The organism is Marinobacter nanhaiticus D15-8W (assembly GCF_036511935.1).
Classification (GTDB): Bacteria; Pseudomonadota; Gammaproteobacteria; order Pseudomonadales; family Oleiphilaceae; genus Marinobacter_A; species Marinobacter_A nanhaiticus.
Genome location: NZ_AP028878.1, coordinates 2,760,008 through 2,774,785, shown reverse-complemented (window position 1 = coordinate 2,774,785; position 14,778 = coordinate 2,760,008). Strand labels below are relative to the sequence as shown.

14 protein-coding genes are annotated in these 14,778 nt (G+C 57.2%); 6 read left to right on the top strand and 8 right to left on the bottom strand.

The features are described 5' to 3' along the window. The first annotated feature begins 436 nt into the window (after positions 1-436). The gene (locus tag RE428_RS12375; protein ID WP_205624619.1) at positions 437-1,972 is read left to right on the top strand and encodes a methyl-accepting chemotaxis protein; all 1,536 of its coding nucleotides are present in this window, start codon (positions 437-439) and stop codon (positions 1,970-1,972) included. 263 nt (positions 1,973-2,235) lie between these two features. Next, positions 2,236-3,282 carry a substrate-binding domain-containing protein gene (locus tag RE428_RS12370; RefSeq protein ID WP_004582330.1) on the top strand — a complete coding sequence of 349 codons (1,047 nt, stop codon included), beginning with the start codon at positions 2,236-2,238 and terminating at the stop codon, positions 3,280-3,282. Between the two features lie 67 nt (positions 3,283-3,349). On the opposite strand, the gene RE428_RS12365 is transcribed toward RE428_RS12370, so the two are convergent. The 5 genes from RE428_RS12365 to RE428_RS12345 form a co-directional block, all read right to left on the bottom strand. Continuing rightward, positions 3,350-4,651, bottom strand: a complete 1,302-nt coding sequence (locus RE428_RS12365; RefSeq protein ID WP_004582329.1) for a PQQ-dependent sugar dehydrogenase — start codon at positions 4,649-4,651, stop codon at positions 3,350-3,352. Further along, complete coding sequence (locus tag RE428_RS12360; protein ID WP_004582328.1) at positions 4,648-5,076, bottom strand: DUF2231 domain-containing protein; 429 nt, start codon at positions 5,074-5,076, stop codon at positions 4,648-4,650. The genes RE428_RS12365 and RE428_RS12360 overlap by 4 nt, the downstream gene beginning before the upstream one ends. Before the next feature lie 142 nt (positions 5,077-5,218). Then, positions 5,219-6,382, bottom strand: coding sequence for a zinc-dependent alcohol dehydrogenase (locus RE428_RS12355; RefSeq protein WP_004582327.1), 1,164 nt, complete (start codon positions 6,380-6,382; stop codon positions 5,219-5,221). Positions 6,383-6,836: 454 nt separating this feature from the next. Then, on the bottom strand, positions 6,837-7,634 hold the full coding sequence (locus tag RE428_RS12350; RefSeq protein ID WP_004582326.1) for a Crp/Fnr family transcriptional regulator: 798 nt from the start codon (positions 7,632-7,634) through the stop codon (positions 6,837-6,839). Between the two features lie 261 nt (positions 7,635-7,895). Further along, complete coding sequence (locus RE428_RS12345; RefSeq protein ID WP_004582325.1) at positions 7,896-8,423, bottom strand: PadR family transcriptional regulator; 528 nt, start codon at positions 8,421-8,423, stop codon at positions 7,896-7,898. Positions 8,424-8,557: 134 nt separating this feature from the next. On the opposite strand from RE428_RS12345, the gene RE428_RS12340 reads away from it, so the two are divergent. After that, entirely contained in the window at positions 8,558-8,956 is a 399-nt protein-coding gene (locus RE428_RS12340; RefSeq protein WP_004582324.1) for a DUF2306 domain-containing protein, read from the top strand. Positions 8,957-9,009: 53 nt separating this feature from the next. On the opposite strand, the gene RE428_RS12335 is transcribed toward RE428_RS12340, so the two are convergent. After that, positions 9,010-9,483: a GatB/YqeY domain-containing protein gene (locus RE428_RS12335; protein WP_004582323.1), complete on the bottom strand. Its 474-nt coding sequence runs from the start codon at positions 9,481-9,483 to the stop codon at positions 9,010-9,012. Between the two features lie 316 nt (positions 9,484-9,799). Between RE428_RS12335 and RE428_RS12330 the strand changes: the two genes are divergently transcribed. From RE428_RS12330 to RE428_RS12320, 3 genes are all read left to right on the top strand, one after another. Next, on the top strand, positions 9,800-10,168 hold the full coding sequence (locus RE428_RS12330; protein WP_154660768.1) for an SPW repeat protein: 369 nt from the start codon (positions 9,800-9,802) through the stop codon (positions 10,166-10,168). 183 nt (positions 10,169-10,351) lie between these two features. Further along, positions 10,352-11,545, top strand: a complete 1,194-nt coding sequence (locus RE428_RS12325) for a zinc-dependent alcohol dehydrogenase (RefSeq protein ID WP_004582321.1) — start codon at positions 10,352-10,354, stop codon at positions 11,543-11,545. A 474-nt stretch (positions 11,546-12,019) separates the two neighbouring features. Continuing rightward, the gene (locus RE428_RS12320; protein ID WP_004582319.1) at positions 12,020-12,859 is read left to right on the top strand and encodes a Crp/Fnr family transcriptional regulator; all 840 of its coding nucleotides are present in this window, start codon (positions 12,020-12,022) and stop codon (positions 12,857-12,859) included. A 180-nt stretch (positions 12,860-13,039) separates the two neighbouring features. On the opposite strand, the gene RE428_RS12315 is transcribed toward RE428_RS12320, so the two are convergent. Both RE428_RS12315 and RE428_RS12310 read right to left on the bottom strand, forming a co-directional pair. Continuing rightward, complete coding sequence (locus RE428_RS12315; protein WP_004582318.1) at positions 13,040-13,843, bottom strand: Crp/Fnr family transcriptional regulator; 804 nt, start codon at positions 13,841-13,843, stop codon at positions 13,040-13,042. A gap of 398 nt (positions 13,844-14,241) precedes the next feature. Further along, positions 14,242-14,688, bottom strand: coding sequence for a DUF892 family protein (locus tag RE428_RS12310; protein WP_004582317.1), 447 nt, complete (start codon positions 14,686-14,688; stop codon positions 14,242-14,244). Positions 14,689-14,778 lie beyond the last annotated feature (90 nt).

Genomic DNA, 14,778 nt, shown 5'->3' with positions numbered 1-14,778 from the left:
AATTGGTTCGGCCACGACACTCCACCGTTCACCTGCCTAATATCTACCATTCCACACGATACACCTGATGCCCGGGGTTCTCGATGTCTACCCATACGAGACGAACTATGTTCGGGCAAGCGACGCCAAATTTGAGGTATCGATGGCGTCTTGGTTAGGACCGCAAGGGAATAGGTGCCGGCCCTCTACGCAGTGAGCATCCCGCCCTCCCCAAAATAGTTGCTAAACCTTTCGTATCTAAAGCCGATATATTCGTTGGCTGGCCCGGGCGCTTGACTCGTCGGGAGCGAAATTGCGATCTGCGGTTGGCTAAAACTCAAAGCTTTTTGTCTTTACGGGGCCACCCATGTCCAAATTCTTTAGCAGTGTTGAACACAAGCTGCTCGGTGCCGCCGCACTGGGTTTCATACTCCTGGTAGCTGCCGCATCTTTCGCGTTGTCGAAAACCTGGGGCGCGGTAAAGGACTTTGATGCGCTACAGGAAGAGTTGTCTGGCGAGATGGGCGATTCGACCGATCTGCAACGTCGTTTTGCTGCGGAAACGTTAGCCTGGAAAAACTATCTCATCAGGGGTGAGGATATTGGGGCGCGGCGCGATTATTGGGAGCTGGTGGAGGACTCAAGGAAAGGGGTTGAAAAAAACATTCGCGAACTCGATGAGCAGTTCTCCGATGCCAAAGTTTCATCCGCGCTGCAAGGTTTCCATCGAGCTCACGGGACGATGGTGCAAATTATGGCCGAGGCTCGCACCAAGCTCGATAACAATGGCTTTGATGCTGACAGCGTGGATCGCGAACTGGAGGGGCTCACTGCGCCCGTCCGAGAAGCGCTCGCCGAACTCGTCCGAACTATAGAAGAGCGTGCAGCGGAAAAGGCAGCACTCACAGAGTCAGGCGCAGCTTCCCAACTGAAGATCGGCCTGGTCGCGATGGGCGTTGCAATCGTGCTATCGGCGGTGCTGCTTTTCTGGCTCGTGCGTCGAACAGTCACCGCTCCCTTAAAGACGGTTGTTAACGATCTCCAGCGCATGGCCAAGGGTGACTTTACGCGCCCGGTCACCCAGCGCTCCAACGATGAGGTGGGCTTGCTCGCGCGCAGTGCTGAGGAGTTACGCACCCAGCTCGGGGGTATGCTTGGGCGGTTACGTGACGCGTCCAATCAGGTCGCGTCGGCCGCAGAGGAACTTTCCACGGTGGCCCTGGAAACCGAGAGAGGCATCGACCGGCAGCGTGCAGAAACCGACCAGGCGGCGACCGCAATGAATCAGATGAGCGCCACCGTGCAAGAGGTTGCGCGTCACGCGGCCGAATCGGCGGTGACTTCGCAGGCCCTGAAAGACGGTACGGATAAAGGGCGCGAGACCATCGCCGGTAATGCAAGAGCCGTCAGCGCTATTGCAACTGCCATGGAAGAGGCGTTCGAAGTCATCCAGGAGCTCGATGGTCACGCGGCGGACATTGGCGAGGTGATCGATATCATCACCAGCATTGCGGACCAGACCAACTTGCTGGCGTTGAACGCTGCAATCGAGGCGGCCCGCGCCGGCGAAGCTGGTCGTGGTTTCTCGGTGGTGGCTGACGAAGTGCGCTCTTTGGCAAAGAAAACCCAGGAGTCGACCGACCGTATCGCTTCGACCATACAGAAAGTCCAGGCTGGCAGCGGGGCGGCCGTTGGGGCCATTGAAACCAGTCGCACCAGGACGGAAGAAGCCCGTCGCCAAGCTGAAGAAGCACGGCAGGCCTTGGAAGCCATTAGCGCTGGCATGGGCCAGATTACGGACCTCACGACGCAGATCGCTACAGCGACCGAGGAGCAGAATTCGGTTGCTGAGGAGATTAACCGCAATATCACGGGCGTTAGCGAAGTGGCTGCGCAGAGCGCTGCTTCGATAAGCCAGGTGACGAGCTCAGGCGAAGAACTCGCCAAGCTGGCAGGCGAGCTCAAGGATATGTCGGCCCGGTTCGTGGTGTAATCGTAAATCCATGCTCGCCAGGGTGATAGATTCGCAGCCACTGGTAAGTCCGTAAAACCGCAGCAGAACGATTAATAGTTTTGCTGCGCTAATCGAAGGGCCCCTGCTTTATGGGGGCCTTTCACGGTCATCCTGCCCCTCCTGCACCTGGTGAGACGCCCGCCACACAGAAAACCCGTCTTCAGGTCTATACTCCCACTATCGGCGTATCAAAGACGACAACAAGTCACATCCCGCTCGCTCTTAGACCGGAGGTGGTGGATATGGACGTCCGTCGGATGTTGCAGTTTTCCTTCCTTGGTTTTCTTTTCTGCCTGACCCAATCTGCAGTGGGTGACGGGCTTAACTTCGTGCTGGTCAGCAAGAATATCGATGATGCCAATTTCGTCGCCGCGGCACGTGGTTGCGCAGAGGCTGCCCGGGCAGAAGGGGATGCGTGCATGCATCTTGGTCCCTCCGGTGCAGCGCATTTCCGGGCGCAGGATAAGGTGGTCCGTCAGGTGCTGGAGCAGGAGGTGGACGGCATCGCGATTTCGGTCACCAATGGTGAGTTTCTTGCCAAGCACAGTTTGCGCAAACTGGAAGGCAGGAACATTCCCTTTATCACCTTCGATTCGGATATGCCTGCGCCGTATCAGGATCTGCGGAAAGCCTACGTGGGACCGGATAACGAGGAGATCGGCTACAGCCTGGGTGAGATCGTCAACCAGTTCAAGCGAAGTGGTTCTCTCTGCCTGATGAGTGCGAGTCCATTCGATACCAACCTTAACCAGCGGCTGATCGGTGTGCGGGAGGCACTGGCGGACCAGTTGATCGATACCGCATCACAACCGCTACAAGGCGAGAGCGGATGGTTCGAGACGGGCCGTTGTCCCTGGTTCAACGCGGATGACAGCCGCCGGGCGGTAACCCAGATCTTCGCTGCATTTACCTATGAGGATTCGGACGCGGTCGTTTCGGTGGGCGGCTGGCCGTTGGTGGATACAGATCGTTTGCGCAGTGTGCTAACGGAATATGCAGAACACTTGGGTTCGGACAAACGGGTCTTTGTCAGCGCGACCGGTGAACTTCGCCCGGAGGACTATGCGCTGTTGCATGACGGGTTGGTGCAGGGCTTCGTCTCGATCGACTTCGAGGCCATGGGCCGGGAAGTGTACCGGGTCTTGAAGTCGCTTTCAGACGGGCGGGTGGTCGATTCGATCAGGCGTACGCCGGTGAGGCAGGTCGTGCGCACTGATCTGACCGAAGAAACAGCGTCGAATGAGCGGCCCATGGGGGCGGGGCAGACCACTTCGGCGGACCGACGATGAGGATAGGCGGGGCGTCAGGGAATACTCCGTAGAAATGCATCCCTGTCGCCCCTTTTCACTATCCGCTTTACTCGTTTCCTTTCGGCGTAATCCGCCAGATGGTATGGGAGAGATCGTCCGCGACGATGAGGGCGCCGCGCGGGTCCACGGTTACACCGACCGGCCGCCCTCGGGTTTTGTCGTCGCTTGAGAGAAATCCGGTGGCAAAGTCTACCGGCTGGCCGTCAGGACGCCCGTCACTGAAGGGGATGAAAACCACCTTGTAGCCGACGGGATTCGCGCGGTTCCAGCTGCCATGCTCACCGATGAAGACCCCCTCAGAGAACTCTTCGCCCATCTCGGGTACGGAAAAATCCAGGCCGAGCGGGGCTACATGGGATCCCAGGCTGTAGTCGGGAACGATCGCCGATTCGACCTTTTCCGGTTTCTGGGGCCGGACCCGGTGATCGACATGCTGCCCCCAGTAACTGTAGGGCCAACCGTAGAAACCGCCTTCCTGCACCGTCGTCAGGTAGTCGGGCACCAGGTTCGGTCCGAGCTCGTCCCGCTCATTGACTACAGCCCATAGCTGGTCTGTTCCAGGCTGGATCGTCAGGTCGGTCGGATTACGCAGCCCGGTGGCGTAAGGTTTGTGCGCGCCTGTCTCGGCATCGATCTGCCAGACCTCTGCGCGGTTGACCTCTGCCGCCATGCCACGCTCGGTGATGTTGCTGTTTGAACCAATGCCGACGTAGAGAAAGCGTCCATCGGCACCCGCCGTCATCGCTTTGGTCCAATGATGGTTGATCTCTGACGGCAGCTTCGTCACTTCTTCAGGCGGGCCGCTCGCCTTGGTTTGGCCTTCCTCGTAGTCGAACCGCACCAAGGCGTCCTGATTGGCAACGAACAGGTCGTTATCGATCAGGGCGAGCCCGTATGGCGCGTTGAGGTTTTCGGCAAAGACCGTTTGCGTCTCGTAGCGGCCATCCTGATCAGAATCGCGCAGGAGAGTGAGCCTGTCACCGCCTTTCACTGGCGTACTGCCTTGCGATTTCAGGTAGCCGGCGATGACATCCTTGGGCTTCGACAGCGGCGCATTACCGCCGCTCCCTTCGGCCACCAGTATGTCGCCGTTGGGCAGCACCAGTGTCTGGCGCGGTACCTTGAGGTCGGTGGCGATGGCCGTAATCGTGTAGTTGTCGGGTACGGTGGGTTTCTGGTCGCCCCATGCGGCGGGTTCGGGAACGGTCATGCCGGGCAGGAGACCGCGCTGGGGCTCGGGAAGCTGAGGGTCTGGTCCGTACTGGCGCTCCGAATCCGCGGTGTTATTGCCGCATGCGCTTAAAAAAGCCGAGAGGGCGGTGACGTAACAGATGCGAGAAATCTTCATTCCTTACCTCCTGCACTGAGACTGGAGAAACCGATCCAGGTCGCCGCGCAGGCCAGCACGGTAACGACTATAGACAGGATGAAGCCGGTGGGCATCATGCCCCAGGCGTCCTTGGCGTGAACCAGCGCGTTGATGAAGCCCGCGATCCAGATGACAAGAAGCAAGACAAAGTAGGCGAGATACAAGCCGCGTCGACGGTTGGCACGAAACAGATCGATGATCGCGCACAGTAGTGCCAGCCCAGCGAACACCAGACCCCCGGCGATCAGCCATGATGCGAAGAGGCTCCACTGAATGTGGTAAGTGGACGCGTAGGCGTAATCGCTCAACAGGGCCCCGAGAAATAGCGGAATGGTTCCGGCGAGTAATACCGCGTGAAGCGGGTTCAACGCACTTCGATGCGTTCGGTGGGTCGTAGCCGTCATGGCAAGCTCCTCCTTGCTGGTTGAGCGACGATTCTGCGCCTGGAACGGCCAAGGTTATGCTCCAAGCCACACAATCATGAGCGTTCGGCCGGGTAACCATGGTAGAGACCATAGGTACCCGGCTGGTTTGACGCCGAACTTCCTACGGCGTCATCACCACCTTAATACAGCCGTCCTTCTTGGCGTTGAACGTGGCATAGCCGTCCGGCGCTTCGTCCAATGACAGGCGGTGGGTGATGATGAACGACGGGTCGATAAGCCCCTGTTCGATCGTCTGGAGTAACGGCGGCATGTACTGCTGCATGTGGGTCTGACCGCTCTTGAGGGACAGGCTCTTGTTCATTAGTCCATGCAGCGAGAAATTATCCACCGCATTGGTGTATACGCCGGGCAGCGACAAATGGCCGCCCTTGCGACAGCTCTTGATCATCTCGTTAAGGGCGTGAGGGTGGTTTTCCTCGGACGAGTCGCTGCTACGGCGTTCGGCTTCCGGGTCACCCTGGCCATGGGCCTCTGCGCCTACGGCATCGATGCAGCGGTCCGGTCCATAGCCCTTGGTCATTTCCAGCAGGGCTTCGTAAACGTCCTGTTCCTCGAAGTTGATCGTCTCCGCACCGGCCTTATCGCTGGCCAGTTTCAGCCGCTCCGGTACGCGGTCGATGGCGATGACGCGTCCGGCGCCCAGCATCCAGGCACTGCGGATGGTGAACTGGCCAACCGGTCCGCAGCCCCAAACGGCTACCGTGTCGCCGGGCTTGATGTCGGCGTTGTGTGCAGCCATCCAGCCGGTGGGGTAAATGTCAGACAGGAACAATAGCTGCTCGTCGGTGTAATCGGATTCCACTTTCAGTGGCCCAACGTCGGCGTAGGGTACGCGTACGTACTCGGCCTGGCCGCCCGGGATGCCGCCGAGTAGGTGCGAATAGCCGAACAGCGCGGAGGGTGAATGGCCCATGACTTCGGCAGCCTTGTCCGCGTTCGGGTTGGATTCATCGCACAGGGAATACAGGCTCTGGTTGCAGAAAAAACAGCTGCCGCAGGCGATGGTGAAAGGCACCACCACGCGGTCGCCCTTGTTCAGGTTGGGTACGTCGGCACCGGTCTCGACCACTTCGCCCATGAACTCGTGGCCGAGCACATCGCCGGCCTCCATGCCGCCCATCAAACCGTTGTACAGGTGCAGGTCGGAGCCGCAGATGGCGGTCGCACTCACTTTGATGATGGCGTCTCGGCTGTCTTCAATCTTGGGGTCGGCGACGTTATCGACGCGAACGTCGTGTGTTCCATGCCAGGTTAGTGCTTTCATGTCGGCAATCCTTTTCGTTGGGTTTGCGTATGAATGCTGGATCGGTGTTTGAGTCCTGATGCTCTGTTTGTCTCTGACTGCTACATCGTTGGTTAAACTGCGCTTTCGGGTACTGACGGCGAATATCGGGGTGAAGACAGCGTCGCCCGTTGGAGGGGCTGCCTTTGGTGGGTAGCCTTGCGCCGTTTGGAGCGACTTATCCAGTCAAACACAGAAAAGGAGCTCGTCACTTAATCGAGGTTAACGTGATCGTGATTGCCGTCTGGACGACTGCCCCTTTCTTCAACGTCGCGGGGCGCTATGAGCAGGTAAACCTCGAAATCGAAAATGGCGTCGAAAAGCGATGCAGAGAAAAGGCCAGGCGCGGCCGAGAAGCCGGATCTACCATCCGGTATGTCGGCGATTCCGGAGCGTTGTGGACAAGACACTATCTCCTCGTCGCAAAGCTACGAGCCTAGTAGGATAGTGGTACCAATCGGGCAGGTGGCGTGGGTGCCCGCTTGTGGTGGTTGACGTCGTACCGGGTCATATAGGCGCTGTCGAAGCGGTATGTCTGGGTCATCAACTCCCAATTCGTGATGTGAATGAAGCCATGCTGAACCTTGAGCAATCCCTCCTGCTGCATGCGGCTGATGACGCGGTTTACATGGACGCTTGAAAGTCCGAGAGCTGCACCTATTGCAACTTGTGATAACGGTATTGTGCGTGTGATGGGGCTATCCGGCTGACCTCGGCCATCGCGCACGCCGAGTTCGCACAGCAGTGACGCGATTTTGTAATCGGCCGGCTTGGCCAGAAGATTAACGATGAGCTCGCGGTCGATGCTCTCGCTGGTCATCCTCATGAGAGAGAAAGCCCTGGTGAGGGTTGCGCTATCGGTCAGCAGTTTTCTCAGGGCGTCCGCCTGAAACGATATGGCCCAGACTTCGGTCAGGCATTTAATCGAAACGTATGACGCTGCATTGAGTTGGCTATTGAATGTGGACGCATCGCCGGGTAGCAGAAAGCCCAGGATGCACACATCACCTTCTTCCGTGACCACCTCATGGGCGGCCCAGCCTTTTGCAATCGCGAATACCTTGTCAGATGTCTGCCCCGTCTCAAGTATGAAATCACCGCGAGAAAACATTTTTTTGCTATGGATAAGCTGATTAAGCCGTTGTTTATCGGATGCGGAAATAGGCGCGTAAGCGCTAAGACGATGCAAGAGAGGGGTAAGCAACGGATCGTTGAAGCTGGTCAGGATTGTCATGGGATGGCCCTCGTCAGACGAAAGGGATGCCCCCGAAATGCGGAACATAGCTGTCAGTTGGAACGGCGTAATATCTTTAAACGCTACAGTTAGCCTAGCGTCCTGCAGGTGACAACGGCGCTTCCAAAAGATTAAGCGTTCTACAGCTATTGGTGACCTGTCGTTTTGCTAGCAACATTGGCTCTAAGTTCTCCAGGCCTTTCCAGCTTCTTCAGCCCCGAAATAAGTACCCTTCAGCTAAACGGTCCCGAAACCCTATGGTTAAAGGCCGTTCTCCAACTCATCCAGCCACTCCAAGCTCGCGATAACCTGTGTAATACCGCGCCGCAACGCCAGATATTGATAGCGGTAATGTGCCGGCAGCGCATCCGGCTGCTGAAAATATTCTTCTTCGATGCTCCGGTAGTACGCCAACTGTCGCTCCCATTCCTCCCGCATCTTTTCGGCTTCGCCCTGCAGCACGGCTTTATCCGCCAGATTCCCGGCAAACAGTTTGACCAGGAACGGGTCCTTGGCTGGTGGCCGCGGTTGAGGTTTGTCCAGCCACTGCTTCAGGTCTTTTTGGCCCGCGACGGTGAGGTGATAGCGCTTCTTGTCCGGTTTGTCGGGCTGCGGAACGGATTCCGCCAGCAGTTTTCCTTCTTCCAGTAATTTCCCCAGTTCCCGATAGACCTGTTGATGGCTGGCGTTCCAGACGTTCGCCAGGCGCGAGCGGAAGCGTTGGGTGAGCTCGTAGCCGGTAGCGGGGGATTCGTGCAGGGCTGCGAGCAGGGCGTAGCGAAGCGCCATGGTGTTCTCCGTTGTTAGTACTTACAAACTGCCGTTCGAAAGGAACTCGATATGCACATTGTTGCATAATGACCCCGGCAAGGTCTAATATGCAACTAGTTGCATAAGGGTTTGGCCAAAGAGGAGTGCGCGAAATGACGCTTCAACCGCTTTTACAAGCAAGTCCGGCGATCCAGGTGCACGTTGCTGCAGCAATGCTGGCTTTGGGACTGGGTGTGCTCCAGTTCTTTCTTAAACGCGGTTCGGGACCTCACCGGTCGGTAGGCTGGCTATGGATCATGGCGATGGCGCTTGTGGCGCTGTCATCGTTCCTGATCCATCAGATCAAGCTGGTGGGTGCGTGGAGTCCGATCCACTTGCTGTCGGCGGCGGTGTTGGTCTGGCTTTGGGTGTCGATCCGCGCGGCGCGTGCGCGCAATTACCGCAAGCACGGGATGATTATGGGCAGTCTATTCTGCTTTGCGCTGATCGGGGCTGGGGCATTTACGCTATTGCCAGGCCGGCTCATGCACGGAGTGGTGTTCGGTGGGTGAGGCGAAGGTTGCTGCCAGGCGCGTGCCCGGCAGCGGGGATAGACCCGGACGCGTTACTCGATTTCCTCGTCCTGGCGGGAAAGTGCGGTGCGCACCTTTTGGCTCACGTGGCCCATGTCCACTCGGCCCTGAACCTGGGGTTTGAGTTTGCCCATGACGCTGCCCATATCCTGCATGTCGGTGGCATTGGCGTCTTCGATGGCCTGGCGGATCAGACCGTCGAGTTCGTCTTCTGTGAGGGCGGCGGGCATGAACTCCTGGATCACCACCATTTCGGCCTTTTCCTTATCGGCCAGGTCGTCTCGGCCGGCGTCTTCGTACTGGGCCGCGGCGTCGCGACGCTGCTTGAGCATCTTGTCGAGAACGGCGAGTACTTCATCGTCGCCGAGGTCGCGGCGTTCGTCGATCTCGATCTGCCTCACGGCTGACTGGGCCATACGTAGCGTGCCGAGCCGGAGTTTGTCCTTGCTGCGCATCGCGTCCTTGACGGAATCGCTGATGTGCTCTTTGAGCGATTTATCAGCCATATGCAACCTCCGTGATTGTCGTTGGTCCGTGATTGTCACTGGATAGGTGTCCACCTTTGCAGATCGCTTTGTCCTTGCGCAACCACATCGGTTGGTTTGGGCGGCGGCTCTGCCGGGATGAGGTAGGACGAGGAGTATAACCACAAAGCAATGCGATGCGCAGTTTGGTAACGGTCAAAATTTCTTGGTCTCCTCGAACGATCATCGATAGTTAAGTGAGGTGGACGCCCGCTCATAACCTGGTACGGAGTCTGCTTCTTCCTTGGCAGGTGCCAATTAGCTCGCAGCCCGGTTGGTATCCCCGGAGGGTGGTTTTTTGGATGGCAACGACAAGGAGGAGAGTATGAGACGTTGGGAAGACTGGCTGAATCTCACCATTGGTATCTGGTTGTTTATATCGCCTTGGGCGCTTGGGTACTCGTCAAATGTTGCTGCTGCCTGGAACGCTTTTATCACCGGTGCAGCGTTCGTGCTTTTCTCCTTGGTCGCGCTCGCCAGGCCCGCCCGCTGGCAGGAATTGATCAATAGCGGTATCGCAATATGGGCGCTTCTTTCACCGTGGGTATTGGGTTTTGGCCTGGTGCCCTCGGCCACGGCCAACATTGTTTCAGTCGGGTCCGTGGTTCTTTTTGTCGCCTTCGAAGCCGCTCGGACGGAGCGTCAATACGGCGCCGTCGCGCATTGATTCCAGGGGAGGATGGTGGCGGTACGCCCGCGCCCGACCCGGTCATATTTGCTGATTGACCGGTAACTTTTACGACTCAAGCGTGATGCAGGGCGAGCGTCCTGCGATTGGAGTCGCAATTCAGGGATCCGTGCTCGACCCGTGTACCGGTCATTACTTTTCTGATGGTCAAGGAGCAAGACTATGAAAGCTGTCGTTTTTCACGATATCGGCGACATCCGGCTCGATGATGTGGCTGAGCCTCAACTCAAGGAATCGACGGACGCGATCATTCGCATTACCACCAGCGCTATTTGCGGAACCGATCTTCATTTTGTCCGCGGTACCGTGCCTGGCATGCGCCCAGGAACCATTCTCGGTCACGAGGCCGTAGGCGTGGTCGAAGAGTTGGGCAAGGATGTTCGCAATTTCAATGTCGGTGACCGTGTGGTCGTCCCTTCCACGATTGCGTGCGGTTATTGCAGTTACTGCCGCGCCGGCTATTTCGCCCAGTGTGACAATATCAATCCGCACGGTAAGCAGGGCGGTACCTCTTTTTACGGGGGGCCTGAGCCTACTGGCGCTTTCGATGGTCTGCAGGCAGAGAAGGCGCGGATCCCGTTCGCAGCGGTTAACCTCTTCAAGCTGCCAGATCAGGTTTCGGATGATCAGGCGATCCTGCTCTCCGACATCTTTCCCACGGCCTACTTCGGTGCCGAGCTGGCGGATATCAAGCCCGGGCACAGCGTCGCTGTATTTGGCTGCGGGCCGGTAGGTATGTTTGCCATTATTTCCGCTCAGCTGATGGATGCCGGTCGCGTCTTCGCGATCGATGATCGGCCCGACCGCCTCGACGCCGCAAGGGCGCAGGGAGCGGAAGTCATCAACTTCTCCGAAGAGGACCCGGTGGAGAAGATCCGCGAACTGACCGGCGGTATTGGCGTCGACTGTGCCATTGACGCCGTGGGCGTGGACGCTGAGTGCCCCCACGGACACCACGGACAATCAGCAGACGATTTCAAGGAGGAGCGCGACCAGGTCGCCCCGGAACAGAACCCGGATGGCGAGCTCTGGCAGCCCGGCAGGGCCCCATCACAGTCTCTGAGGTGGGCAACGGAAGCCCTGGCTAAAGCCGGAACGCTTTCGATCATTGGTGTCTATCCGCCCAACGACACGACGTTTCCCATCGGTCTTGCAATGAACCGCAACCTGACCGTGCGCATGGGCAACTGCAACCACCGCAAATACATTCCCAAGCTCATCAAATACGTACAGTCCGGCGCGGTGAACACGACGCAGGTACTCAAACAGGATGAGCCCATGCATGGTGTGTTGGATGCCTATGGCGAGTTCGATACCCGTCAGCCGGGTTGGCTGAAGGTGGCGATCACTCCCTGAACATCGCCGTTGAAAAGATGTACTGCCCGAAGAGTGGGCGTCTCCTTGCCCCGGTACGGTCGTCCCCCTGCCGGGGCTTTTTTACGCCAGAGACAGGGATGCCTCTCTTGGCACAGCGAGCCCTGTATTACCTTCGAGTTCACCCTGCTGGATCAAGCCGAGGAAGACGTTGGCTTTCTTGCGAGCATCGGAAATATAGATCTGGATGAGGACTTGAAGACGCTTAAGGACCGGTTGGAATCAGACATCAATCGTTAAGGAGAAATTCGAGATATTACGGCGAGGAAACGCTGAATGTGACGGCTACCAGCGAGTTTGACGCTCTGGGCATGACGCCAGCCAAAAATTGGTTGCTCCGCTTTAACTGACAGGGGGAAGGTTTTTAGGCTACGGTGGAGAGACACACCCGCAGTACTGGCCTGCAGATCACCTACAGTCGCAGGTTCAGGTCCATTTCGCTGACGGGGGCACCCCATGAAAAACCTGAGTAGTTCTTATAATTACCATCCCTTCCTCATACCACTCCTGAACCGCCTGAACCTCTTTTCCACCGTTACTGAGTCAGACGCCCATCAACTCGACCGGCAGATTCTGGATAGAAGGCAGTTTTCCCGGGGCGAGAGCTTGCTTGAGGTCGGTGAGCATACCGACAACGTTTATGTAGTCGCTGAGGGCTGGGCTACGAATGAGATTATTACTGTGGAAGGCAACACATGCATATTGAGCTTCCTGCTGCCCGGCGACGCGACGCCTGTGAGTAGCTCCTTGGACGCCGCCTCCGACGTAACCGTAAAGTGCCTGACCGACGTTTCAGTCGTCACATTTCGCGCCAATGACTTAAAAAGGCTCCTGGCTAACCATCCGGGCCTTACTCGAGCGTTCTCGATCATGAGAATGGCCAGTGAAAGCATGAACCGCGAATTGCTCGTTAACCTGCTTGCCAAGCCGGCCGATTACAAGGTGGCCCACCTACTTTGTGAGCTCAGTGTAAGGGATGGTCAAGCCCGGGTAGGCAAGGGTATTTCCGACACGTTGCGCCTGACGCAGCTGGAGATCGGTTCAGCACTTGGGCTTAGCGCGGTGCATGTGAATCGCGTAATAAAGCGGTTGCAGCAGAGAGGGTTTCTTGAAGTGAGGCCGCGGTGGATTCACATCACCAACTGGGAAAGACTCGCCCGTGAATTTCAGTTTTCCAGCACCTACATGACCCAGTACGACGCGGGACGGAAAAAAGCACCTTCCCGAGGGGCTGGACGAGTGGTGCCACTTCGCGATCAGCCCTTTGCGTCGGGAAGCCGCTCGGCCAGAGGCTGATGCGCCACCAGGGAAAATATCGGACATTATAACCCCCGTTATATAAACGCTCGGGCGCCCGCCGTAAGCTTGAACATAAGGGGTGTGCGCTCCGCCGCGTATTATGGTGCGCCCACCCTTTAACCTATTAGAGTGGTTTGCCGCTCTGCGCCCCTACAGTCTGACGAGGGCTTTGTCGCCTCAGACGGGCACCTCGGAATGCTCGGCTTCATCCTGGTTCTTGTCGATACCGGAACCCCCTTCAAACTGCGCCATATAGGTCGCGTCGAAGTCGTAAAGTTGGGCCAGGATGTCCCACTTGATATATATCACGCCTGGTCTGACGATCAGGAGATCCTTCTTGCGCATGCGTTGTACGACGCGATTCACGTGAACAGCGCTAAGGCCCAGGGCCGCGGCGATCTCCTGTTGGGTCAGGCGCAGTCTCGGCATAACGCCTTTCAGGGGCGGTGCCTGCCCATCGCGTAGACTGAGTTCACAAAGCAGGTGGGCGAGCTTGGATTCTGCCGGTTTCGCCGTGAGGCTCACGAATTTCTCGCGATTCATGCTTTCTCGCGCCAGCCGCATCAGGCTGAACGCTTGGGTTATGTTGGGGTTGCTGGCCAGGAATGCCTTAAGCGCCGGTGCAGCGACAGTAACAACCGTCACCTCGGTGAGGCACCTGACGGATACGTCCGAAGCGATTCCCAAGCCGGCATTGATCGAAGTGGTATCACCGGGCAGCAGGAAGCCGAGAATGCAGGTGTCCCCGCCTTCCATGACCTTTTCCTCGGCAGCCCAGCCTTCGGCGAGCACGTAAATCTGTCCTGTTTGGGTGCCGGCCTCGATAAGCAAGTCGCCGCGGGAGAAGTGCTTTTCGCTGCCAGAGAGCAGGTCGTTCAGCTGTTGCGCGTCTGATTTGGATAGGTGTACGTAGCGACTGAGTAAACGAAGAAGAGGTCTTACATATACATCTTGTTCTCTGAATAAACTGGCATTCGCCATTAGATCGGGGTCCCGAATTGGAAAGCGTGAGGAGAGAGGCGGGAAAAGCCAATAGTGCTGCGCCGAAGTCGAACATTGTAGCTCATGCTCGATGGCAAAACGTCAGCACGGGTTAAACAATTGCAAATAAACCTCGAATTTTCCTAAATTTTTTAACCGGCGAGAATAAATGTATCTTTTGTGCCGAAATTCGAACGATGGAATGGATGCCGGTCCGAGGTCTGACCGGGCGGAACAGCCACGCAGTGTGGTCTGTGCCAGCACGCGGTGCTGATCTGAAAAAGATGTAGACCTTTTTCCGGATAAGTTATGCAAATGAAAGAGGCCGGAGCACAAGCTCCGGCAATTCTCACATGAGTGAGGTGAGGGGCATGATGGGATATTTTGCTAAAACCCTATCAGGCTGCTTCCAGGGTCCGCTCAATCCAGGCCTTGTGACGACGCTCGTCTTCCAGGCCTTTGTCCAGCAAGGTTTGGACATGCTCCGGAAACGCTTCCTTCGTAGCGCTCTCGTACTTGGAAACCGTTTGCTGTTCATTCATCTTCATGGCGTTGAGAATGGCCTTGTCACCGGCTATGTCGGCAATGACCACCTGGCCCTTGGTCAACATCTTCTTGGCGTCGCCGCTATCCGGTGGTGTGCCGCCCTCGCGACGGATCACTTCGCTCAATTCACGTACGTGCCGCTCGTGATCCTTGACGAACTCTTCGAGCTTGGCGGTATAGCCCGTATCGTCGATACGATCGATCGCTGCGCGGTAGGCGGCGATAGCGTCATAATCCAGCTCAACGATATTTGAAAGTTCCTTGATCACACTGTCGGCATTCAGAACGTCCGTTGCCATAATTCGATCTCCTCTCATTGCGTCTTTTATATGGCCTATATCTCGTTCTTTATTTGAACGAGTAGGTCGTTTTAATGGTGCGCGCTCAGT